General features: G+C 41.0%; 20 protein-coding genes and 1 tRNA gene. 13 read left to right on the forward strand and 8 right to left on the reverse strand.

Features of this window, described 5'->3' with window-relative positions:
• Positions 1-207: 207 nt before the first annotated feature.
• Genes PTQ34_RS01660 through murC form a run of 3 tightly spaced genes read right to left on the reverse strand, consistent with a single transcriptional unit; the run spans position 208 to position 3,610 of the window.
• A complete protein-coding gene (locus tag PTQ34_RS01660; protein ID WP_273931734.1) occupies positions 208-1,755 on the reverse strand; it encodes a GGDEF domain-containing protein in 1,548 nt (515 codons plus the stop codon).
• A gap of 1 nt (position 1,756) precedes the next feature.
• The gene (gene lptE, locus PTQ34_RS01665) at positions 1,757-2,293 is read right to left on the reverse strand and encodes an LPS assembly lipoprotein LptE (protein WP_273931735.1); all 537 of its coding nucleotides are present in this window, start codon (positions 2,291-2,293) and stop codon (positions 1,757-1,759) included.
• Positions 2,294-2,308: 15 nt separating this feature from the next.
• Complete coding sequence (murC, locus tag PTQ34_RS01670) at positions 2,309-3,610, reverse strand: UDP-N-acetylmuramate--L-alanine ligase (protein ID WP_273931736.1); 1,302 nt, start codon at positions 3,608-3,610, stop codon at positions 2,309-2,311.
• A gap of 111 nt (positions 3,611-3,721) precedes the next feature.
• On the opposite strand from murC, the gene PTQ34_RS01675 reads away from it, so the two are divergent.
• Together PTQ34_RS01675 and PTQ34_RS01680 are read left to right on the forward strand one after the other, a co-directional pair.
• A complete protein-coding gene (locus PTQ34_RS01675) occupies positions 3,722-5,296 on the forward strand; it encodes a class I SAM-dependent methyltransferase (RefSeq protein ID WP_273931737.1) in 1,575 nt (524 codons plus the stop codon).
• 522 nt (positions 5,297-5,818) lie between these two features.
• Entirely contained in the window at positions 5,819-6,379 is a 561-nt protein-coding gene (locus tag PTQ34_RS01680) for a type IV pilin protein (protein ID WP_273931738.1), read from the forward strand.
• Positions 6,380-6,919: 540 nt separating this feature from the next.
• Here PTQ34_RS01680 and PTQ34_RS01685 read toward each other — a convergent pair.
• From PTQ34_RS01685 to PTQ34_RS01700, 4 genes are all read right to left on the reverse strand, one after another.
• On the reverse strand, positions 6,920-8,185 hold the full coding sequence (locus tag PTQ34_RS01685; RefSeq protein WP_273931739.1) for an ammonium transporter: 1,266 nt from the start codon (positions 8,183-8,185) through the stop codon (positions 6,920-6,922).
• A 203-nt stretch (positions 8,186-8,388) separates the two neighbouring features.
• Complete coding sequence (locus tag PTQ34_RS01690; RefSeq protein ID WP_273930818.1) at positions 8,389-8,727, reverse strand: P-II family nitrogen regulator; 339 nt, start codon at positions 8,725-8,727, stop codon at positions 8,389-8,391.
• A gap of 611 nt (positions 8,728-9,338) precedes the next feature.
• The gene (locus PTQ34_RS01695) at positions 9,339-10,484 is read right to left on the reverse strand and encodes an aminotransferase class III-fold pyridoxal phosphate-dependent enzyme (RefSeq protein WP_273931740.1); all 1,146 of its coding nucleotides are present in this window, start codon (positions 10,482-10,484) and stop codon (positions 9,339-9,341) included.
• Positions 10,485-10,494: 10 nt separating this feature from the next.
• The gene (locus PTQ34_RS01700) at positions 10,495-11,118 is read right to left on the reverse strand and encodes a trimeric intracellular cation channel family protein (protein WP_273930814.1); all 624 of its coding nucleotides are present in this window, start codon (positions 11,116-11,118) and stop codon (positions 10,495-10,497) included.
• A 119-nt stretch (positions 11,119-11,237) separates the two neighbouring features.
• Here PTQ34_RS01700 and PTQ34_RS01705 point away from each other — a divergent pair, with 119 nt between their 5' ends.
• From PTQ34_RS01705 to flgG, 11 genes are all read left to right on the forward strand, one after another.
• A complete protein-coding gene (locus tag PTQ34_RS01705) occupies positions 11,238-11,834 on the forward strand; it encodes a DedA family protein (protein WP_273931741.1) in 597 nt (198 codons plus the stop codon).
• Positions 11,831-13,012, forward strand: coding sequence for a molybdopterin molybdotransferase MoeA (locus tag PTQ34_RS01710; RefSeq protein ID WP_273931742.1), 1,182 nt, complete (start codon positions 11,831-11,833; stop codon positions 13,010-13,012). Before PTQ34_RS01705 ends, PTQ34_RS01710 begins: the two co-directional genes overlap by 4 nt.
• Positions 13,013-13,055: 43 nt before the next feature.
• Positions 13,056-13,130: transfer RNA gene (locus PTQ34_RS01715), tRNA-Gly, on the forward strand.
• A gap of 128 nt (positions 13,131-13,258) precedes the next feature.
• Entirely contained in the window at positions 13,259-13,765 is a 507-nt protein-coding gene (gene flgA, locus PTQ34_RS01720) for a flagellar basal body P-ring formation chaperone FlgA (protein ID WP_273931743.1), read from the forward strand.
• A 236-nt stretch (positions 13,766-14,001) separates the two neighbouring features.
• The gene (coaD, locus tag PTQ34_RS01725) at positions 14,002-14,481 is read left to right on the forward strand and encodes a pantetheine-phosphate adenylyltransferase (RefSeq protein WP_273931744.1); all 480 of its coding nucleotides are present in this window, start codon (positions 14,002-14,004) and stop codon (positions 14,479-14,481) included.
• The gene (gene tmk, locus PTQ34_RS01730) at positions 14,478-15,053 is read left to right on the forward strand and encodes a dTMP kinase (protein WP_273931745.1); all 576 of its coding nucleotides are present in this window, start codon (positions 14,478-14,480) and stop codon (positions 15,051-15,053) included. The genes coaD and tmk overlap by 4 nt, the downstream gene beginning before the upstream one ends.
• A complete protein-coding gene (locus PTQ34_RS01735) occupies positions 15,050-15,370 on the forward strand; it encodes a hypothetical protein (protein ID WP_273931746.1) in 321 nt (106 codons plus the stop codon). The genes tmk and PTQ34_RS01735 overlap by 4 nt, the downstream gene beginning before the upstream one ends.
• A 2-nt stretch (positions 15,371-15,372) precedes the next feature.
• Complete coding sequence (gene hisS, locus PTQ34_RS01740) at positions 15,373-16,602, forward strand: histidine--tRNA ligase (RefSeq protein WP_273931747.1); 1,230 nt, start codon at positions 15,373-15,375, stop codon at positions 16,600-16,602.
• Positions 16,599-18,437 (forward strand): biosynthetic arginine decarboxylase, encoded by a 1,839-nt coding sequence (speA, locus tag PTQ34_RS01745; RefSeq protein ID WP_273931748.1) that lies wholly within the window; start codon positions 16,599-16,601, stop codon positions 18,435-18,437. The genes hisS and speA overlap by 4 nt, the downstream gene beginning before the upstream one ends.
• 373 nt (positions 18,438-18,810) lie before the next feature.
• The gene (locus PTQ34_RS01750; RefSeq protein WP_273931749.1) at positions 18,811-19,626 is read left to right on the forward strand and encodes a flagellar hook-basal body protein; all 816 of its coding nucleotides are present in this window, start codon (positions 18,811-18,813) and stop codon (positions 19,624-19,626) included.
• Positions 19,627-19,641: 15 nt separating this feature from the next.
• The gene (gene flgG, locus PTQ34_RS01755) at positions 19,642-20,430 is read left to right on the forward strand and encodes a flagellar basal-body rod protein FlgG (RefSeq protein WP_273931750.1); all 789 of its coding nucleotides are present in this window, start codon (positions 19,642-19,644) and stop codon (positions 20,428-20,430) included.
• Between the two features lie 709 nt (positions 20,431-21,139).
• Here the strand turns inward: flgG and tgt are convergent.
• Complete coding sequence (tgt, locus tag PTQ34_RS01760) at positions 21,140-22,285, reverse strand: tRNA guanosine(34) transglycosylase Tgt (RefSeq protein ID WP_273931751.1); 1,146 nt, start codon at positions 22,283-22,285, stop codon at positions 21,140-21,142.
• Positions 22,286-22,356 lie beyond the last annotated feature (71 nt).

Consider the following 22,356-nt stretch of genomic DNA (forward strand, 5'->3'; position numbering starts at 1 on the left):
TAGAATTCCTAGATAAACTTTTTAAATTCCCTTAGGGAATTCTAGAATTCCGTCTAAAATTCCGTTCAAAATTCCCAAGGTTGTGTCATCCCCCAGCTTGACTGGGGGATCTCATCATAGAGAATTCTAAAATTCCGTCAAAATTCTCTAACACAGAGATCCTCAGCTCAAGCTGGGGGATGACATAGTAGGGAATTCTAGAATTCCCTAGCTTTCTAAAACCTTTACGCAGTTTCGCCCAGCTTTTTTGGCAGCGTAGAGCATTTCATCAGCTTTTTCCATACAGCTTATACGGCTTTTTGTTTGCGTGCGTGAGGCTATACCGCAGCTTATAGTTACATTAAACTTACTTTGTTTGTAAACAAACTCATATGAGTGCACATTATGCAGTATTTCGTTTGCGTATTTTTGCGCCTGCTTTAAATCACAAAGTGGCAAAATCGCTACAAACTCCTCTCCACCATATCTTGCTACCACATCGATTTGGCGCGACATTTTGTGTAGGATACCCCCTATTTTTGCTAGTATTACATCACCTGCGCTGTGTCCGTAAGTATCATTTATATGCTTAAAGTGATCAATATCAAAAAAGCATATACAATATTCTATATCTTTATTTATATAATCTTCTTCAACTCTGTTAAGCTGTGCTTCTAAGGCTCGCTTGGTATAAAGTCCGGTTAAAAAGTCATTTTGCGCTTCTTTGGCTGATTTTTCTAGCTGTTCTTGAAGCTCTCTTATTTGATCTTTAAGCGATTTTATCGCACGCTTTGAGTCATTTAGCTTTACTTCAAAGTCTCTTAGATTTGTGCTAATCGAGTTTGCGACATTTTCTAGTTTGTTTTTTACATTTTTATACTCGCTGCTGCCACCTAGATCCTCTAGCTCTTTGCGTATATCACCTAGCTTGTTATTTTGCTCTAAGCCTAGCTTTTTTGAGTAGGCTTCAAGCTCGTTTTCTATGTCTACTAGAATTTTATCTAGGCCCGAGATTTTGCTTTCAAACTCATTTCTATCAAGCCCTATGCGCTTATTTATGAGATTTTTGATATCGTCTTGCATATTTGCATTTTCTATTAGCTCAGGCATATCACGAAGGCGTTTGCTAAGGCTTTCTAGCTCATCATCCATCTTTGGAGTAATGCTTGGCAAAAGCGAGTGTAAAATTAGCTCAGCTATTAAATAATAATCCTTTGAGCCTGATATTTCAATATTTGAGCTCATTAAAGCATCAATTATGCCTTTTAGATCATCGCTTTTATTTACGCCGTATTTTTTAAGATCATCAATATAGCTATCATCGTAGTTTGCGATAAAGCTTTGCCATTTTTCACGCAGTATTTTTAGGTTTGTATCGCTAGGATTACTCTCTAAAGTGCTCATTGTGCGACTTGCTAGATCGGTTGCGTCTTTGTTTCTTAGCAGTTTTATACTATTTAGTATGCTTTTATTTAGAGAGATTAGATCAGGGGTGATTTTGCCGCCACTCTCGCTGCTAGCTCTATTTAGTCTAGAGATGAGATAGGCGATAAACTCAGATTCTGTTCTCATCGGCATTCTAGAAATTTCATTTTGCAAATGCTCATTAAGGCGAGATATATAGCCTTGTAGCTTTTGGCACTCTGGGCTGCTTACACCCTTGCTAGCAGCTACTTTACAAAAGAGCTGAGCGTAGTTTTCTGGGGTTAGTGTGATTTTATTTAGAGCTGCTTCTTTTATAGTATCTTTGATGACTTCGCCAAGTAAAGTTGCCATCTTAGTCCTTTTTTAGCTTATAGCCTTTTAGGGCTAGTTTTGCGATTAGTTCATCAAAGCTTTCTTTGCTAGCCTCAAAGATAGCATTATAGCGGTCTTGATTTGTGATTACGCTATCTGTGTAGATTGTATCTAGCACTTGACGGTTCATACGAAAGTAGCTTTTGCCAGTGGCTATGATACTTAGTGGCTCGCCGCTGCTTAACTTTACTTTATAGTCTATGCTTACTTGCGCTTCATAGGCATTTACAAAGCCAAATCTATCAAAAGAAGTAGGCACAAAAACTACATTTGCGATATTTGCTATTATCACTGTATCAGCGTCGCTTTGGCTAGAGAGGTCTCTATTAAGGCGCTTTATTACAGCTTCTCTAATGCCATCTTTTATAGCCACAGAGTTTGCTGGGTCGCTCTTTTTTATTACCACATCTACATAGACATTCTCAGCAATTATTTCTTTTGTTAGCACGCTAACAGGCTTGTATCCACAGCCTAGTATCATCAAAACTCCAAAAAATATTATAAGTTTTTTTAGCATTTTTTTTACCTTATTTTATTTGCCTCTAAGCTGAGCTGAGATATCCCCAGCCCCAAAGCCTATTACAAGTCCGTCATTTAGTATATGAGCCACGCCAAAGCTGTCTTTAAAAGCGATAAAATCGCCCTTGCGCTCTATTCTTTCAGCAAAGGTCGCTGTGCTAAACTCTGCTTTTAAATCCACATCATTTGGCTCCTCACCAGCCGCAAAAACTGGCAACACAACTAGCTCATCAGCTCCGCTAAAACACTGCTTAAAGCCATCTAAATTTGCCTTTAGTCTAGTATAGCGATGTGGCTGAAATATCGCTGTAATCTTGCTAAGCCCTAGCAAATCAGCATAAAGCCTAGCTGATTTTAGCGTGGCTGCGATTTCTGTTGGGTGGTGTCCGTAGTCGTCGATTAAAGCGTAATTTGGACTAGCTACAAGTATATCAAAGCGTTTTTTTATGCCTCTATAATTTTTTAGCCGCTCCCTTATAAGCTCTAATCCCACCTCGCAGTTTGCCCCAAGCACTGCTAGTGAGGCATCCACAGCGATATGCTTACCAGCCCCATACGCCTCAAAACGCCCAAGACCTTTTAGATTAAAGCTAGTAAAGGGCTCATTATCACGCAAAATCACCTTTATATCGCTAATATCGCCTTCATTTAGCCGAATGCTATCCATCTTAAGCGTGCCTAAAAACTCATCATCAGTATTTATCACACGCACCTTCGCACGCTCCAAAAAGCCCCTATATGCCGCATGAAACTTAGCCAAGTCATAATCATAATGCTCCATATGCTCAGGTTCTGCGTTTGTAACTATTGCTAGATAGGGATTTGAGTTAAGAAAACTTGAATCACTCTCATCAGCTTCAAAAATCACATTTTCGCTTTGTTCGTATTTCATATTTGAGCCAAACTGCTTTGAGACTGCGCCTATTATCACGCTACCATCAAGCAGGCTTGCTAGCATTGCGCTTGTGGTGCTTTTGCCATGTGCACCAGCTACGGCAAAGACCTTTTTATCTTTTAGCACCAAAGGCAGGGCTTCTTTGCGTGAAAGACACTCTATACCAGCATTTCTAGCAGCTTCTAACTCTATATTATTTGGCTTTATAGCAGCTGAGTATACGACAAAATCAGGACTAGCATCTAGCACGGCTTGTTTACTATGTGGCACGCTTATTTTCATGCCAGCTTCGCTAAGCTCTTTTGTAACTTCGCTTTCTTTTATATCACTGCCACTTACTACAAAGCCTTGTTCAAACAAAAATCTAGCAATAGCTGAAATTCCAATGCCACCGATGCCGATAAAATGGACTTTTTTCATAAACAATCCCCCAAAAATAAAGCCTTAATTCTAGCGCATTTTCTCTAAGTTTTAGCTTTTGTAAGCTAAAATTACACAAAAATCTAGAATTCCTAAGACAAAAGGCAAAAAATGAAGCAAAAAGTAATAGCCACTTATGAGAGCACGCCATATACTAGTAGGGCTTTTAAGGCTAGTTCGCCGCTGCGCTTAGAGGCTATTAGTGCGCTTTTTGGCTTTAAAAGTAAGGAGCTAGGGAGTTGTAGAGTTTTAGAGCTAGGTTGTAGCTTTGGAGCAAATATTATTTATGCTGCATTAAATGCGCCTAGTGCAGAGTTTGTAGGCATTGACATCAGTCCAGTCCACATCCAAAAAGCCCAAAAAATCGCCAAGGATATAGGCGCAAAAAATCTAGAATTCCTTGAAGCTGATATTTGTGAAATCATAGCTGATGAAAGAGCATTAAAAAGTCTAGGAAAGTTTGATTATATCATCGCTCATGGGCTTTATAGCTGGGTAGATGATAGAGTAAAGGACGCTCTTTTTATGCTTATTAGCAAAACTCTTAGCCAAAATGGCTTAGCCTATGTTAGTTTTAATGCCTATCCAGGCTGGAAACAGCGCGATATCTTGCGTGATCTCATGCTTTTTAGCACTTCACATTTAGAGCGTGATGATGAGAGACTAAGTCGCGCAAAAAGCGTCCTAAAGGCACTTTTAGGCTACGCAAACAGCTTTGATGAAAATAGCGAGCAAAGAGCAGTTTTTAGCAAGGCTTTTTTAGAGCATGCAAAAGACATCTGCGAGCTTTATGATGATTTTTACCTTATGCACGAGCATTTTGAGCTCTCAAACGACCCAAAATATTTAAGCCAGTTTGTCACCCACGCTAGCAAGTTTGATCTTGCTTATTTGCTTGATAGCTCACTCTCGGCTAGCTTTTTTGACGCAAGGAATCAGGTCTTGCTTCGCCCTAGCTTAAGCGAAAGGATAAAAGCCGAGCAATACAGCGATTTTCTTAGTATGCGCTGTTTTAGAGCTGCTATTTTATCGCACTCAAAGCTAGCAAAAGCACGTGAGAGCGCACTGCTTGGCAGATTAGAGAGCTTAGAGCTTAAAAGCGTTTATTACAGAGGGGATTTTGATATAGCTCGTCACGAAATAACAGCCAAAAATGGCAGCGTAGTGCTAAATACTAGCGCAAAAGCCCTAGCGCAGGCTCTAAATAATTTTTATCCAAGCTTTGCTAGCATTAGCGAGCTAGCAGACGCTATAAATACTGAGCCTAAAAGTATTTGCGCTTTATTGCTCCAGCTTGTTTTTATAGGTGCTGTTGAGATCAGCGCAAAAAAACTAGAATTCCCAGCTTATGAAAAGGGCAAAACTAGGCTAAAAGAGAGTTTAAGGGGATATTTAGAGTATTTTGCCACTACTTCTAAGCCAAAAATCAGCCTTGCTGGCTACATGGGCGAGATTTTAAGCCTTGAGCCTTATGAGGCACATTTAGCCTTGCTTTTTGATGGTAAGCGTGATATAAAGGAGCTTTGTGATGATTTTATAAGCTATTTAGAGAAAAATAATATAGATTTAAAAGACGAGCAAACAGGACTTTTTGGGCTTAGAAAAGACTATGATTTTATGCTAAATTACACAAAGCAAATAGCCAAAACCCTACAAAACTCCGGCTTTTTTGAGAAAATTGAGTAGAAAAAAAAGATTAAACAATTAAAATAAACTTAAAAATCTAGGAAATTCTAGTTTAGGGAATTCCGTCATTGCTAGAATTCCGTCATTGCGAGCGAAGCGAAGCAATCTCATTCAAAATTCCGTTCAAAATTCCGTCTAGAATTCCATCATTGCAAGGGAGAATTCTAGATTTTAGCGGGGTTTTAGGGGCGGTAGCCCCTAAGGGTTTAGGGCGTAGCCCTTATTAAATTTGCGAGCTGGGCTAGATTTATCTAGCCCAAAAGCGAGCTAAAAAAGAATTCTAAAATTCCGTCCAAAATTCCGTCATTGCGAGGCTTTGAAAAAGCCGAAGCAATCTCGTTCAAAATTCCGTCTAGAATTCCCTAAAATAAATTCTAGAATTCCCTAGAATAAATTCTAGAATTCCCTAGCAAAAATACTTCAACAAAAAAATACTTTAATAAAACTTTAATAAATTTTAAGCAAAGTTTATTAATTAGAATAGTATAATGCGGATACATTTAATATTCAAAGGAGTTAGCCATGAAAAAGGGCTTTACAATGATCGAGTTGATCTTCGTGATCGTTATCTTAGGAATTCTAGCTAGCGTAGCCATCCCTCGCCTAGCTAGCACAAGAACTGACGCTGAAATCTCAGCTGCTGTCGCCAACATACGCACACTAATAGGTGATCTTAGTAGTTACTATGCAGTAAAAGGAAGCTTTACTGACGCAAAATGGGGAGATATCACAAATGTGCCTATACATTTTAGTCGTAACAGACCTGTAAGTAACACTAAAGTTACTGAGGGTGATGATGATGGTGCAGTTTACTTATCAGCTGGTGGCACAGACTGTATAGTGATTCGGGTAAGAGCTAACACTACACCAGTTTGCATTGAGATTGCCAAAGTACGCAACAATGTGGGCAAAGGTATTTGCCCAGAAATTATAGAAGCAGAACCTATAAAAGCTTTTCTTGATGCAAAAGTACCGGGTGTTACTCCTCTTGAAAGAGATGGTGCTGGCATAATAGCTCTCGGCTCAAGCATAAGCATTTATCAAGAAGCAACAACAACAACACCACCAACAACAACACCATAAGCTAAAATATTTAGCTTAAGTAGCTAGGGAATTCTAGAATTCCCTAGCTACTTATGTCATTGTCCGCCTTGACCGCTCTGTGTCATTATCCGGCTTGACCGGACAATCTCAAACCTTTTATCATCCCCCAACTTGCCCCTATGATCTCATCACAAATAATCTAGAATTCCGTCATTGCGAAAATTCCGTCATTGCGAGGAGTGAGTAAAACGAACGACGAAGCAATCTCGTTCAAGGCTTAATAAATGAGATTGCTTCGGCTTTTTTAAAGCCTCGCAATGACGCAGGGAATTCTAGAATTCCAGATAGAGATCCTCGGGTCAAGCCCGAGGATGACATAGTGCGCCTTATTTAGCTATGGAATTCTAGAATTCCAAAAAAAAAGACACCCCCTAACCCCCAGAAAATCTAGAATTCCTAAAACTAAATCTAGAATTCCTAGAGATTGCTTCGCTTCGCTCGCAATGACGAGAGCTCTAGAATTCCCTATAGAGATCCCCCAAAGGGCTGGGGATGACATAGTAGGGAATTCTAGAATTCCTAGCATAGTCTCTCGCTGTGTTCGCTGATATCAAGCCCTATTCGCTCATCTGTGCTACTAGCTCTAAGAGTAAAGAGCTTATCTACCACAAAAAATAGCACCCAGCTTAGCACACCACTATAAACGATAGTTACTAGCACACCAATAACCTGCGCCTCTAAGCTAGCCTCTACGCCCTCTTTGGCAAAAAACGCTACCAAAACACCGCTAATCGCGCCACCTATAGCGTGAATTCCAAAGGCATCAAGGCTGTCATCTAGGCGCAATTTTGGCTTTAAAATCGCCACAAAATAAAAGCAACAAACGCAGGTAATGCAGGCTAAAAACATCGCTGAGAGCGTGCTTACATAGCCTGCTGCTGGCGTGATAGCAACCAGCCCACAAAGTGCCCCAGAACAAAAGCCAAGAGCTGAGGGCTTTTGAGAAAAAATGCGCTCACAAACCAGCCAAGTTATAGCCCCGCTAGCTGCGCTTGCGTGCGTTACGAGCAGTACCATACCAGCCTGGGCATTTGCGCCAAGGGCTGAGCCAGCATTAAAGCCTATCCAACCCACCCAAAGTAGCGATATACCAAGCATTGTTAGCACTAGATTATGCGGCGGCATGGCTTCTTTTTTATACCCCACACGAGCGCCTAGCACCAGAGAGCCAACGAGCCCTGCTATACCTGCGTTTATATGCACCACAGTGCCGCCAGCGTAGTCTAGTACGCCATCATTAGCCAAAAATCCCGCCGGCGACCACACCCAGTGCGCAGTAGGCGCATACACGACCACCAGCCACAGCGCGATAAAAAGCATAAAAGGCACAAAACGCACACGCTCAACGACTGAGCCAGTAATAATAGCGCAAGATATCATCGCAAAAGTCATTTGAAACATTATATACACGCTCTCAGGGATATTTGGCGCAGCGGGGGAGCTCATATCAACAGCCAAAGAGCTAAGAAAAGCCTTGCTAAAATCACCAAAAAACGCATTTTCCCCACCAAAAGCTATGCTATATCCACAAGCTATCCAAAGCACGCTAGCAACGCTAATTGCGCCAAAGTTTAGCATGATGACTGAGAGAATATTTTTCTTTCTAGTCATGCCAGCGTAAAATAAGGCAATGCCTGGTAAGCTCATCATCAAAACAAAAGCAGAACTTACCATCATCCACGCAGTATCAGCTGGGATGATGCTAGTTTGCGCTAGGCTTTGTTCTGTGCTTTGGTTTGCCAAACACTGCGCGAATGTTAAAAGTAAAATTACAAAAAGCTTCATTTTTTATCCTTAAAGTTTTATAAATATATTTTTTATTTTGTCTAAAATTAGAAAGTGTAAAACTAGACAAAATAGCAATTCTAGCATCGCGCCTCAGATGTGGCGAAAGCAAGTGAGTGCGAATGAGGCGCACTGAGCGTGCGCCGCAGTGAAGCACGAGCGAGCTTTCGTCGCAGATGAGCTGCGAGGCGAATTGCTACAGGCTAGATAGCATCATCGCCACTTTCACCCGTGCGAATGCGTATCACTTGTTCTAGATTTCTTACAAAAATCTTACCATCGCCTATGCCGCCGGTTTTTGCGCCTTTGATTATCGCCTCAATCGTTCGTTCGTATTCAGCGTCACTGCAGGCGATTTCTACCTTTATTTTAGGGATATACTCTACTAATACCTGAACGCCACGGTAGTTTTCAGCATGTCCTTTTGTATTGCCAAAGCCTTGAACTTCGCTTATGGTGATGCCCTTTATGCCTATATTCTCTAGCTCACTGCGAACATCTTCTAGCTTGTATGGCCGTATAATCGCTGTTATAAGCTTCATTTTCACTCCTTAATTTAAATTTTTAGAATTATAAAAAAATAATTATAAAAATATTCTTAAATAAATATTTTTTCTAAGAGTTTTAAAAATTAACTAAAAAATCATATAATTACGCCATAATTCTGCGCTAATAGCTTTTTGAAGTTAATGCTAGTTTAGGGAATTCTAGAATTTCTAGAGTTTTTAGGGGTTAGGGGGTATTTTTAAGGAATTCTAGTTTAGGGAATTCTAGATTAGGAATTCTAGATAAAATCTAGAATTCCTAGAGATTACTTCGCTTCGCTCGCAATGAAGAAATTTAGGAATTCAAGTTTAGGGAATTTTAATTAGGGAATTTTAATTTGGGAATTCTAGTTTGGGAATTCTAGATTAGGAATTCTAGATTTTTGCTCGCTTTAGTGGGGCAAGCCCCACTGCTCGCAAATGTTATAAGGGCTACGCCCTGAACCCTTAGGGGCTGCCGCCCCTAAAACCCCACTAAAATCTAGAATTCTCTTGCTTTATCTGCGTTTTTGGAGAAATTCTAGTTTAGGGAATTCTAGTTTAGGGAATTCTAGAATTTCTTAAAAGATACCCCCTAACCCCCAGAAAACTAGAATTCCTATAAAAAATTACACAGAAGCAATGGCTTTTTTAAGCCTTTTAAAGCCCTTTTTCATCTCTTTTGCGCTGATATTTAATGGCGGCAAAAAGCGCAAAGTAGCCTTGCCAGATTTTAGTATCAGCAGACCATTAGCCAAAGCAGCGTTAAAAATCTCTCCAAGCTTACTCTCATCTTTTAGCTCCAGCCCTTGCATGAGCCCAAGCCCCACGCGGCGTTTGATGATGCCCCCAAACTCGCTAGCAATGCTCTCTAACCCACTCTCAAAAGCCCTGATATTCTGCTCTAGCTCGCCACTTTCACGCATGCCCTCAAGCTCATCCAGCACAAAAAGCGCAGCTGCGGTGCTAAGAAAATTGCCCCCAAAAGTGCTACCATGATCGCCAGCCTCAAAAATATCATGCCTACACGCACAAGCCCCTATCGGCACGCCGCCAGCTAGACCTTTGGCAAAGGTAATGATATCAGGATGAATATCATAAAGCTTACTTGTAACAAACTCTCCTGTGCGGTAGCAGCCACACTGAACCTCATCTGTGATAAGCAAAATTTTATTTTGCTGGCAAAATCTAGCTAGATTTTTAACCGCAGTTTTATCAAGCGGATTTATGCCGCCCTCGCCTTGGACTAGCTCGATGATGATAGCTGCTGTGTTTGCAGTAGCCTTTGTCATCATCTCATCTATACTCGCACAAAAGCTAATATCCTCAGGATAAGGCGCAAAATGCTCAGGGTGAAACTTATCTTGTCCGGTTAGCTTTAATGTAGAAATCGTGCGTCCGTGAAATGAATTAGCAAGGCTGATAATGCCGCTTTTGCCGTGCTTGTAGCCCCATTTGCGAGCTAGTTTTATCGCACACTCATTTGCCTCAGCACCACTATTGCCAAAAAACAGCGAATAATCCCCACCAAGCAATCTGCTCATCTTATGCGCTAGGCGTTCTTGCGGTTCTATGCGGTAGATATTTGAGGTGTGAATTAGCGTTTTTGCCTGCTTTGAGATGACCTTAGCAAGCCCTTTGTGACCATGACCCAAAGAGCACACGCCTATACCGCTAGCAAAGTCTATGTATTTTTTGCCACGGCTGTCTTTTAGCACAGAGCCCTTGCCTTTTACAAAGCTTAGATCAACTCTAGCGTAGTTTTTCATTAGCATTTTTTCTCCTTTAATTTTCGTAGTTTATCTTTGGTAATTGCCAGTTTTTATAGTATGCTATAAGGCGCAAAATCACCCCAAAGGCACACAGCACAAACATCGTAATAATGCCATCAAAGCCTAGATGATAAAGCCCAAAATAAATAAGCCCCACAAGCAATGAAACCGTGCCGTAAAATCCAGTATTTAAAAGCCAAGGAATTTCATTTAATAAAACATCACGCAAAATTCCCCCACCAACGCCATTTACAAAAGCGATTAGCACCACACCAAAAATATTTAGCCCAAAACCCAGCGCAACCACAGCCCCAACGATAGAAAAGCTTACTACATCAATAGCGTCAGTTGCTATAAAAATAAGGCTTTTTTCTAAGCCCTTGCGACTAGATTTGTGAAGTCCAAACACAGCTGAAAACAGCATCGCACCAAGCACCAGCAAAACTGGCATATAATGCGTAAAGCTATAAAGTTCACGCCCCACAAGCACATCACGCATAATCCCACCGCCAAGTGCTGTAAGAAAAGCAGCGATAAAAATGCCAAGCAAATCGCAAGCCCTACGCACCGCAAACAAAAATCCACTAATGCTAGCTGAGATAATTCCTATATATTCAACAATTAAAAAGCTCTCCATTTTTTGCTTGCCTTTTAAGGGGTTTAAAAAAAGTTTATTTTATCAAAATTAGCACAATTTTTGTTATAATTTGGCGTTTTTTTAAAAATTTTATATTTTTTTAGCAAAGTTAGGTAAAAATGGATGCAATTGTAAATTTTTTAACAGATATGGTAGCTAGCTGGGGATACACTGGAATCGTGCTTTTAATGGCATTAGAGAGTTCATTTTTCCCTTTTCCTAGTGAGGTGGTGATGATACCAGCTGGAATTCTAGTAGCGCAGGGGCAGATGAGTGCTGTTTTGGCGGTGCTTAGCGGTATTTTTGGCTCGCTTTTAGGGGCTATATTTAACTACTATTTATGCTACTTTTTTGGGCGAAGTTTAGTAGAAAAATATGGCAAATTCGTAGGCATCAGCGAAAAAAAGATGAAAAAATTTGAAGATTTTTTTGAAAAACACGGAGAGATTTCAACCTTTTCTTGTAGGCTTTTGCCAGCAATTCGCCAGTATATCAGCCTCCCAGCAGGTCTAGCAAAGATGAATATTTGGCGTTTTTGCGTTTTTACTAGCCTTGGGGCTGGCATTTGGGTAGCAATTTTAGTAGCACTTGGAATGCTTTTTAGCGCAAATAAGGCTTTGATTGATGAGTATTTGCATTATATAGTAATTATCTTAGCCCTTTTTGTTTTTGTGCTTTGTTCTATTTATTTTTACAAAAAACGAGTGAAATCATGAAACAAGTTAGTGAAGTTTTTGATCTTATTTCTAATCTAGAATTCTTTAGAGATACTGAGACAATCAGCATTTTCAAGGCTTTTGGCAGAGTGAGTTCAAAAGACATTTTTGCTAGGCGTGATTTGCCACTTTTTGATAACTCAGCCTTAGATGGTTATGCTTTTGATTTTGCTAGCAAAGATGAGCCTTTAGAGATTGTAGGTAGCGTTTTTGCTGGCGATGAGCCTAGTTTTGAGCTTAGAAGCAATCAGTGTGCTAAAATCATGACTGGCGCAAAATTTCCAAAAGGCGCAAACTCGGTTGTAGCCTTTGAGGATGCTAGCTTTGATGAGCGTGGCTTTTTGCTAGTGCCAAAAAATACTAAGCAAGATAATGCTAGAAAGCTAAAAGGCGAGGAGGTTAAAAGTGGCGAGCTACTTTTAAAATCTGGCAAAAAGCTAGGCGCAAAAGAGCTAATGCTACTTTCAGCGCAGGGCATTTGCCAAATTAGCGTATTTAAAGAGCCAAAAATCGCCCTACTTTGCCTAGGCAGCGAGATAAAAGAGCCTTGGCAAAGTGCTAGCCAAAATCAAATCTACAACGCAAACGCCGCTGGCATCATCACATTACTTGGCACAAAGGGCTTTGCTTGCGATTATTTAGGTATAATAAAAGATAGCAAAGACGCTCTAAGCCTAGCCCTACAAAAAGCTCTAAAATATGATATAATCATCACCACAGCAGGTGCTAGCAAGGGTGAGGCTGATTATGCAAAAGAGTGTTTGGAAGCTTTTGAGTTCTCTTGTTTGCTTGATAGCATTAACTTTCGTCCATCAAAGCCAACAAAGATTTTTAGGCGTGAAAATAAAATCGCTATTGCCTTGCCTGGCAATCCGCTCTCAGCCTACGCTGCGTGCTTGCTTTTTGTTTTGCCTATTTTGCGTAGGTTTTGTGGCGAGCAAAAGTGCTTGAATAAAAGCTATGAAGCAGTTTTAAGCGAAGATGTGAAGCTAAATCCTGCAAGGGATAATCTGCTAATTGGCAAAGTAGAAAAAGCTGTTTTTAGTCCTTATAATGCTGGGAAATTTAGTCCATCGCAGATAATGCCACTTGTGCGAAATAACGCTATATCCGTCATCCCAGCAGGCACAGCCGAACTAAAAGCAAAAAATTTGATAAAATTTTATAAAATCTATTGACAAAGGTAAAATAAAATGCTACAATTCCACTCACATTTGAATTGCGGGAATAGCTCAGTGGTAGAGCACAACCTTGCCATGGTTGGGGTCGCGAGTTCGACTCTCGTTTCCCGCTCCATTTTTTTACTTCTTTTTTTATTTTCCACCGCTTTTTCAATTACGATTAAAGAAGCTTTAAGCCAGCAACTTAGTGAGCGTTTTGCAGGTATTTCTATCTTTGCTCTAAGCATAGAACAGCCAAGAGATGTGCCAAGCGATATCGCAAGCTACAGACTTGAAAACATAATCATCACAAGCATAAATGGCGCAAAAGGCGGCGCAAAAGCTACTTTTAGCAAGGATGGTGCTGGGCTAAATATCAACTTCAAGTTTGAGATGAGTGCACAAATGCAAGTGCTCTTTGCCACCACTGATATAGCAAAAAACGAAGCTATCAGCGAAGCAAATAGCAAAATCTTGCCAATAGAAATACAAAACTACGACCAAATCATGCTTAAAGAGATCCCAGCTGGCAAGCTAGCCAAAAACAATATAAAAGCCGGTGCGCCGATACGCCAAAACAATATCCTAAGCCCAAAAGATGTGCTGCGTGGTGATGAGCTGATAGTAGAAATAAGAGATGGTGGGGTGAGCGTGCAAACAACAGGCATTGCCACAACTGATGCAAATATCGGCGATGTAATAGAAATCCGCATGGGTTCAGCTCGCCAAAAAGCGCAAATCACAGCCAAAAATAAAGCCGTGATAAAGTAAATCTAGGGAATTCTAGTCTAGGAATTCTAGTTGAAAATCTAGGGAATTCTAGTCTGGGGAATTCTAGTTAAAAATCTAGGAATTCTAGAATTCCCTAGATTTTTGCGCTGTTTTTTGGGGGTTATGTGGGTATTTTTTAAAAAATTTTAGAATTCCTAGTAAAAATTTTCAAAAAACTTATAAAAATATCGCAAAATTTGTGTAAAATTTGGGGCTATAAAAATCAAAGGTGTAATTTGAAATGTATTTATCCTGGGACTTTTGATCCTATTACAAACGGACATATTGATGTGATTAAACGAGCTAGGCGTGTGTTTGATAAGGTCGTGGTGGCTGTGGCAAAAAGCGATAGCAAAAACCCAGCTTTTAGCCTAAAAGAGCGAATTGAATTAGCAAAAATCGCTACGATGAGCATTGAAGGCGTTGAAGTGCTAGGCTTTGATAACTTGCTAGTCGATTTCGTGCGAGCTCAGGGTACAAATGTCGTCGTGCGTGGGCTAAGGGCGGTTAGCGACTTTGAGTATGAGCTACAAATCGGCTATGCAAATGCTAGGTTAATGGAGGATTTTGAGACTATATATTTTATGCCAAGCTTACAAAATGCCTTTATTTCAAGCTCTATTGTGCGCTCTGTGCTGAGCCACGATGGCGATATCAGCTCACTTGTGCCAAGTAGCGTAAATGAAATGATAAAAAAACTTAGGAATGCGCAATGATAGTGTATTTTGAAGGCATTGATGGGGTTGGCAAAAGCACGCAAATAGCCCTTTTAAAAGAGCAGTTTAAAGATGCCATTGCTACTTGCGAACCGGGTGGTACTGAGCTTGGCAAAAAGCTTAGAGAGATGATTTTTAAAGGTAAGATTTGCTCTAAGGCTGAGCTATTTTTGTTCTTAGCTGACCGCGCACAGCACTATGCTAGCGTGCTTGCGCCAAACAAAAATGCTCTTGTTTTAAGCGACCGTGGCTTTGTCTCTGGCATTGCTTACGGCGCGGATAGTGCCCCGATTGATGAGCTGGTTTATCTTAATAAATTTGCTCTAAATAATGATTTTGAAGCTAAGTTTGTGTTTTTTAAAGCTGATGAAAAGCTAATACACGAAAGACTGATGAAAAGAGCCGGCAGCGATAGCATAGAAAAGCGTGGAATAGAATATCTTATGAGAGTTCAAGGCTACATGGAGATTGTGCTAAAAGACCTTGAATTAAATTATATAGAAATAAACGCAAATGATGAAATATCAGCGATAAATGCTAAAATAGTTGATTTTATAAAGGCTAATTTATGACTCCAAAGGCTAGCATTTTTGCTGGTGTAAATGGCGCTGGCAAGACCACTGCTTACTTTGAGCTAGTAAGCAAATCAATAGACCTTGGCAGGCGCATAAACGCTTGTAAAATCGCTTGGAGCATAGGTGATCACAAAGACCCTGCCACGCAGATGAGAGCATCACGCATTGCGCTAACACTGCGCAAAATGTATCTAGATGAAGCTAGAATTTATGATAATAGCGATACTTTTAAACTAGTAGCACAAATAAAAAATTCTAAAATTCTAGAATTCAAACAAACTAAGTGGCTAAAAGAACTAAATATAAAGGAATAAAAATGATAAACTCGCTTCGTGGTATGAGAGATTTTTTAGATAATGATGGGGCTTTGTATGAGCGTGTGGTAGGTGTTTGTGCGAAGGTAGCACAAAACTTTGGCTTTACTTTTATTGAGACACCAAAGCTAGAAGAAACCGCACTTTTTCGCCGCTCAGTTGGCGAGAGCAGCGATATAGTAGGCAAAGAGATGTATGAGTTTAGCGACAAGGGCGGAGAGAGCATTTGCTTGCGCCCTGAGGGCACAGCTGGGGTTGTGCGAGCATTTTTACAAGCCAAGCTTGATAAAGCTGGCGGCATAAAGCGCTGGTTTTACCATGGCTCTATGTTTCGCTACGAACGACCGCAGCGTGGTCGTCAGCGTGAGTTTCATCAGTTTGGCATAGAGTGTTTTGGCATAAGCGACGCGCGCGAAGACGCTGCTATCATCATACTAGCAAAAAGAATTCTAGATGAGCTTGGCATAAAGGCTACTTTGAAGCTAAACTCGCTGGGAAATAAAGAGAGTATGAGCGAGTTTAAAACAAAGCTAGAAAGCTACGCAAAGGGCTGCGCTAACGAGCTTTGCGAGGATTGTGCTAGGCGCATAAATACAAATATATTAAGAATTCTAGATTGTAAAAATGAAAAATGTCAGGCTCTTTTAAAAGATGCTCCAAGCGTGCTTGATAGCCTTGATGATGAGTGTAAAAAGGACTTTGAGCTAGTCCAAAATCTGCTAAAAAACGCTGGCGTAGAATACGAACTAGATGATAGGCTAGTGCGTGGGCTAGATTATTATAGTAAGAGCGCATTTGAGTTTGTAAGCGATGAAATAGGCGCAAAAGCAGCTGTTATCGGCGGTGGGCGATATGATGGGTTAATTAGCGAGCTTGGTGGCAAGCCTACACCTGCTGTTGGCTGGGCTATGGGGATTGAGCGCATAATGGAAATTTTAGGCGCAAAAGAAAGTGCCACTCAGCGTGATGGCATTTATCTTTGCGCCTTGGAACCTACTTTCATTGATGAGATTTTCGCACTTGGCTGTGAGCTTAGAAAAACTCATAAAGTAGAAATCAGCTACGAGGCAAAAGCTCCAGCAAAGCACTTGAGCCTAGCTGATAAAAAAGGCGCAAAAGTCTTTCTCTGTCTTGGCAGCGATGAGAAGGCAAAGGGCGAAATCTGGTATAAAAACCTAGAAAATAAAAGCGAAAAACACATTAAAATTAGCGAGTTAAAGGGGGCATTATGAGAGATGATTATGGATTAAATATTTGGGCAAATGGTGATTTTATCATAGAAAAAGGCAAAATCTGTCTAAATACACCTAGCAAGCCAGCCTTACAAGACATGATAGAAAAAATCCGTGAAGACGGCATAAGAGGCCCTATTTTGCTGCGTTTTCCGCACCTTATAGCTAAACAAATAAGCGAACTTTATACAAACTTTAAAGCCGCTATGAGCGAGTTTGACTATGGTGGCAACTTCTGCGCTGTCTATCCACTAAAAGTAAATCAATACCCAGGCTTTGTAGGAAATCTAGTAGAAATTGGCAAAAAATACGGCTACGGCTTAGAGGCTGGAAGCAAGGCTGAGCTACTTCTAGCCATGGCATACAACGAGCTTGGCTCGCCTATTACGGTAAATGGCTTTAAGGATAAGGAGCTTATTAATCTTGGCTTTATCGCAGCTGAAATGGGGCATAATATCACTATCACAATCGAAGGTCTTGGCGAGCTAGAGACTATAATTGAAACTGCTAAAAACCGCTTTAAACCAAAGCCAAATATCGGTCTGCGCATTCGCTTACATAGCGGCGGCAGCGGTATTTGGGCAAAAAGCGGTGGCATAAACTCAAAGTTTGGACTAACATCAACCGAGCTAATAGAAGCTGTCAAACTGCTTAGCAAAAATGGCCTAATAGAGCATTTTAACATGATTCACTTTCACATCGGCTCGCAAATAAAAGAAATCGGCCCACTAAAAAAAGCCCTACAAGAAGCCGGCAATATCTACGCAGAACTACGCAAAATGGGCGCAAAAAACCTGAGTGCTATCAACCTTGGCGGCGGCCTAGCTATAGAATACTCGCAGTTTAAGCACAAAGAGACCAAAAACTACACGCTAAAAGAATACGCAAATGATGTCGTTTTTTTGCTTCAAAACATAGCCGCGCAAAAAAACGAGCCTGTGCCTGATATATTCGTAGAAAGCGGCCGCTTTGTAGCAGCAAGCCACGCTGTGCTAACTGCGCCTGTTTTAGAGCTTTTTAGCCAAGAATACAGCGAAAAAAAACTCCAGCTAAAAAAGAAAAATCCACCACTCATAAGCGAGCTACACGACCTATACACAAACATAAATAAAAGCAACGCAATCGAGTATCTCCACGATGCTACCTCGCACCTTGATAGCGTGCTTACGCTCTTTGATCTAGGCTATGTAGATTTAGAGGACCGCTCAAATGCTGAAATACTCGTCCATCTAATCGTACGAAAGACAATTAGCATTCTAAATGACAAGGACGACTACGCCGACCTTCGCCGCATCCAAAACGAAATTCAAGAGCGCTATCTAGTAAATTTTAGCATTTTTCAAAGCATGCCTGATTTTTGGGGGCTTAAACAGCATTTTCCTATCGCTCCACTTAAGCACCTTGATGAGCGCCCTACGCTCTCAGCTTCTATTTGGGATATCACCTGCGATAGCGACGGCGAAATCGGCTTTGATAGCAAGGACAATCCGCTTTTCCTACACGATATAGATATCAGCAAAGAGCCGTATTTTCTAGGCTTTTTCTTAGTTGGTGCGTATCAAGAGGTGCTTGGCATGAGTCACAATCTTTTTACCCACCCAACAGAAGCTATAATCGTGCCAACTGAGAATGGCTATGAGATAAAAGAGCTAATAGAAGCCCAAAGCATAATGGATATTTTATATGACCTAGACTACGATATAGACGCTATCCGCAGCGAGCTAAACCGCCGGATAGAAGCCTCAAATAGCGTGAGCGAAAAAGCCAAAAAGCAGATTTTAGGCGAGCTATATCTATTCTTAAACGCAAATGGATATTTGCGAACGGTTCAGTAATTAGGGAATTCTAGAATTCCGTCAAAATTCCCTTGCCTTGTGTCATTCTCGGGCTTGACCCGAGAATCTCTGCTCTAGAGAATTCTAAAATTCTCTGCGTCATTGCGAGGCTTTGAAAAAGCCGAAGCAATCTCATTAAATCGCCGTCAAAATTCCCTTGCCTTGTGTCATTCTCGGGCTTGACCCGAGAATCTCATCACAAAGAATTCTAAAATTCCGTCAAAATTCCCTAGCTTTCTACTGCCGCTGCTGCAAAGCCCAAAGGACAGCGCGAGTTTAGAATTCCCTAGGAATTCCTAGGGAATTCTAGAATTCCCACGACTAACTGGAACACATTTTGCTTGATAAGCCTAAAATATTTTAGGATTTGCTTATGAATAACGGCTATTATCAAGCCACAGGTGCGATGGTTACGCAGTTTAACCGCCTTGATGTAATCACCCAAAACCTAGCAAATGTAAACACCATAGGCTACAAACGCCAAGATGTGGTTATCGCTGATTTTGAGCGGATTTTCAAAGAAACGCGCGATGAGCTGCCACTAGATAATCACACAAAAGACGCCGCAAAGTTCCTAGCTCGCAGCATAGATAGAGTGCCAAATATCAATGATGTCTACACGGACTTTAGCGCAGGTGGCTTAAAAGCTAGCACAAACGCTCTTGATGTGGCTATCGTGCGTGAGGATGCATTTTTACTCGTCCAAACTCCAGCTGGTGAGACTAGACTAACAAAAAATGGAGCACTAACCCTTGATCCTGATGGCTATATAGTCACAAAAGAGGGCTATAGAGTGCTAAATGCAGGCTATGAAGCCCTGCCTGATAACGCTCGTGGCATCCAAGTGCCAAATAATGTTCAAATCGCAATCACGCCAAATGGCGATGTATACGGCGATGAAGTCCAGCTAGGCAGGCTCTATATCGCTCAGCCAAGAGACCTTCGCACGCTAAAGCAAGAGGGCGATAATCTCTACATCCCAGCCTACCCTGAGGATGTAACTGACACTGAAAATAGCGGTGCCTTGCGCCAAGGCTTTGTGCAGATGTCAAATGTAAATCCAGTCACGCAAATGGTAAATCTCATCGAAACCCAGCGCCTAGTAGAGAGCTACCAAAAAGTAATGACAACGCACATGAACGACCTGAACAACGAAGCAATAACAAAACTAGGCTCAATTAGAGCCTAAATAAAAGGATAAAATATGGTAAGATCACTATTTACAGCTGCCACTGGCATGATAGCACAACAAACACAAGTAGATGTTACCTCTCACAACATCGCAAATGTAAATACAATGGGATATAAGAAAAATAGAGCTGAGTTTGCCGATCTAATGTATCAAGTAATGAGCTATGCTGGCACGCCTACAAGCACGACTACCACGCACCCAACTGGCATCGAAGTAGGACTTGGCGTGCGTCCGCAGGCGATAACAAAAATTCACAGCCAAGGGTATTTTAAAGAAACTGGAAATAACCTTGATATGGTAATTGCTGGCAATGGCTTTTTTCAAGTACAAATGCCAGATGGCACCACAGCTTATACAAGAAATGGTGCTTGGAAGCTAGATAGTGATGGAAATATCGTAAATGACGACGGACTACAATTAGTGCCAAACATCACAATCCCAGCTGATGCCACGCAAATCGCTATCGGTATAGACGGCACTGTAAGCGTGCTCCAGCCAGGTGCGCAAGAAATGCAACAAGTAGGACAAATCGAGATAGTAAACTTCATAAACCCAGCCGGACTTCACTCAAGTGGCGATAATCTATTTTTAGAAACAGGCGCAAGCGGCGCGCCTATCATAGGAATAGCCGGTCAAGACGGACTTGGACAGATAAAACAAGGCTTTGTAGAGATGAGCAATGTCCAGCTAGTAGAGGAAATGACCGAGCTAATCACCGGTCAGCGTGCCTACGAAGCAAACTCAAAGGCGATCACAACCAGCGATGCTATGCTCCAAACTACAAATGAATTAAAACGATAATGCTTAAAAATGCTTAAAAATGCGCTTATAAAATTCCTTAGAATTTTTTGGCTTTTTTGGAGGTGCGGGGGTATTTTTACCCCTAGGAATTCTAGATTTATTCTTAGGAATTCTAGAATTCCCTACTATGTCATCCTCGGGCTTGACCCGAGGATTTCATTTAAAATTCCGTCATTGCGAGGGAGCAAAGCGACCGAAGCAATCTCTCTAGGAATTCTAGAATTCTCGTCATTGCGAGCGAAGCGAAGCAATCTCTAGGAATTCTAAATTTATTCTTGGAATTCTAGATTTATTCTTGGAATTCTAGATTTATTCTTGGAATTCTAGATTTATTCTTGGAATTCTAGATTTATTCTTGGAATTCTAGATTTTTGCTCGCTTTTAGGCTAGATAAATCTAGCCTAGCTCGCAAATTTTATAAGGGCTACGCCCTAAACCCTTAGGGGCTGCTGCCCCTAAAACCCAGTAAAAATCTAGAATTCTCTTGCTTTATCTGCGTTTTTGGGGGAATTCTAAATTTTGCTTAAAAGAAACCCCCTAATCCCCCAGAAAACTAGAATTCCTAGAATAAATCTAGAATTCCTAGAGATTGCTTCGGTCGCTTTACTCCCTCGCAATGACGCAGAGAATTCTAGAATTCCATATAGAGATCCCCTATTCAAGCTGAGGGATGACATAGTAGGGAATTCTAGAATTCCTAAGGCAAAATCTAAAATTCCCCTGCTCTATCGCTATAAAACTTCGCTCTAAAAGCATCAAAGCGCTTTTGTATAATCGCAGCTCTAGCCTCGCTCATAAGATTTAGATAAAAATGTAAATTATGCAAGCTTGCTAGGCGGTAAAAGGTAAGCTCTTTTGCTCTAAATAAATGGTGTAAAAACGCCCTGCTATAATGCTTGCAAGTATGACAAGAACAAAGCGGATCAAGCGTACTCTCATCGCTAGCAAAACGAGCGTTTTTAATGCTAAGCTTGCCAAAGCTCGTATAAAGCGTGCCATTTCGTGCGTTGCGAGTGGGCAAAACGCAATCAAACATATCCACGCCACGATAAATATTTTCTATTAAATTCTCAGGCGTGCCAACTCCCATAAGATAGCGTGGACGGCTCTCATCAGTGTGCGGGATAGTGTTTTCTACGCACTCATACATATCATCAGCGCTCTCACCCACGCTAAGTCCGCCGATAGCAAGCCCATCAAAGACTCTGCCATTTTTAGCTCTCATATCAGTTAACTCGCTAGCGCAATGCTTGCGAAGCTCTTTGTCTGTGCCACCTTGGATGATAGCAAAGAGATTTTGGCGAGCGATTTTTTCATCATTTTGCGAGTTTTGGGCGTGATATTCAAGGCTGATTTTTGCCCATTTTAGTGTGCGATCCACTGCTTTGCTAAGTCTTTTTATATCAGCTGGCAAGGCGACTAGATCGTCTAAGACCATCATTATATCGCTACAAAGAGCATACTCCATGTCTAGCACAGAAGTCGGGGTAAAAAAGTGAGTGCTGCCATCAATGTGGCTTTTAAACTTTATGCCGTTTTCATCTGCTTTTGAATTGCTACTTAGCGAGAAGGCCTGAAAGCCGCCGCTATCTGTTAAAAACGAGCCCTTAAAGCCAGTAAAGCCGTGAAGTCCGCCCATTTTTTTCATCACCTCTGAGCCTGGGCGAAGATACATGTGGTAGGTGTTTGCTAGGATTATCTTTGCGCCAAGCGTGTTAATGTCATCTGTATCAAGGCTTTTTACCGCCCCACAGGTGCCAACAGGCATGAAAACAGGCGTCAAAATCTCACTATGAGCTGTTTTGATAACCCCAGCTCTTGCGGCGCCGTCTTTTGCGTTTATTTGAAATTCCATTATTTACCTTAAAATCTAAAAAATTCGCAAATTATAGCGCAATCTTGCTATAATCGCAAAAATTTTTATAA

It is taken from the genome of Campylobacter magnus (assembly GCF_028649595.1).
Taxonomy (GTDB): domain Bacteria; phylum Campylobacterota; class Campylobacteria; order Campylobacterales; family Campylobacteraceae; genus Campylobacter; species Campylobacter magnus.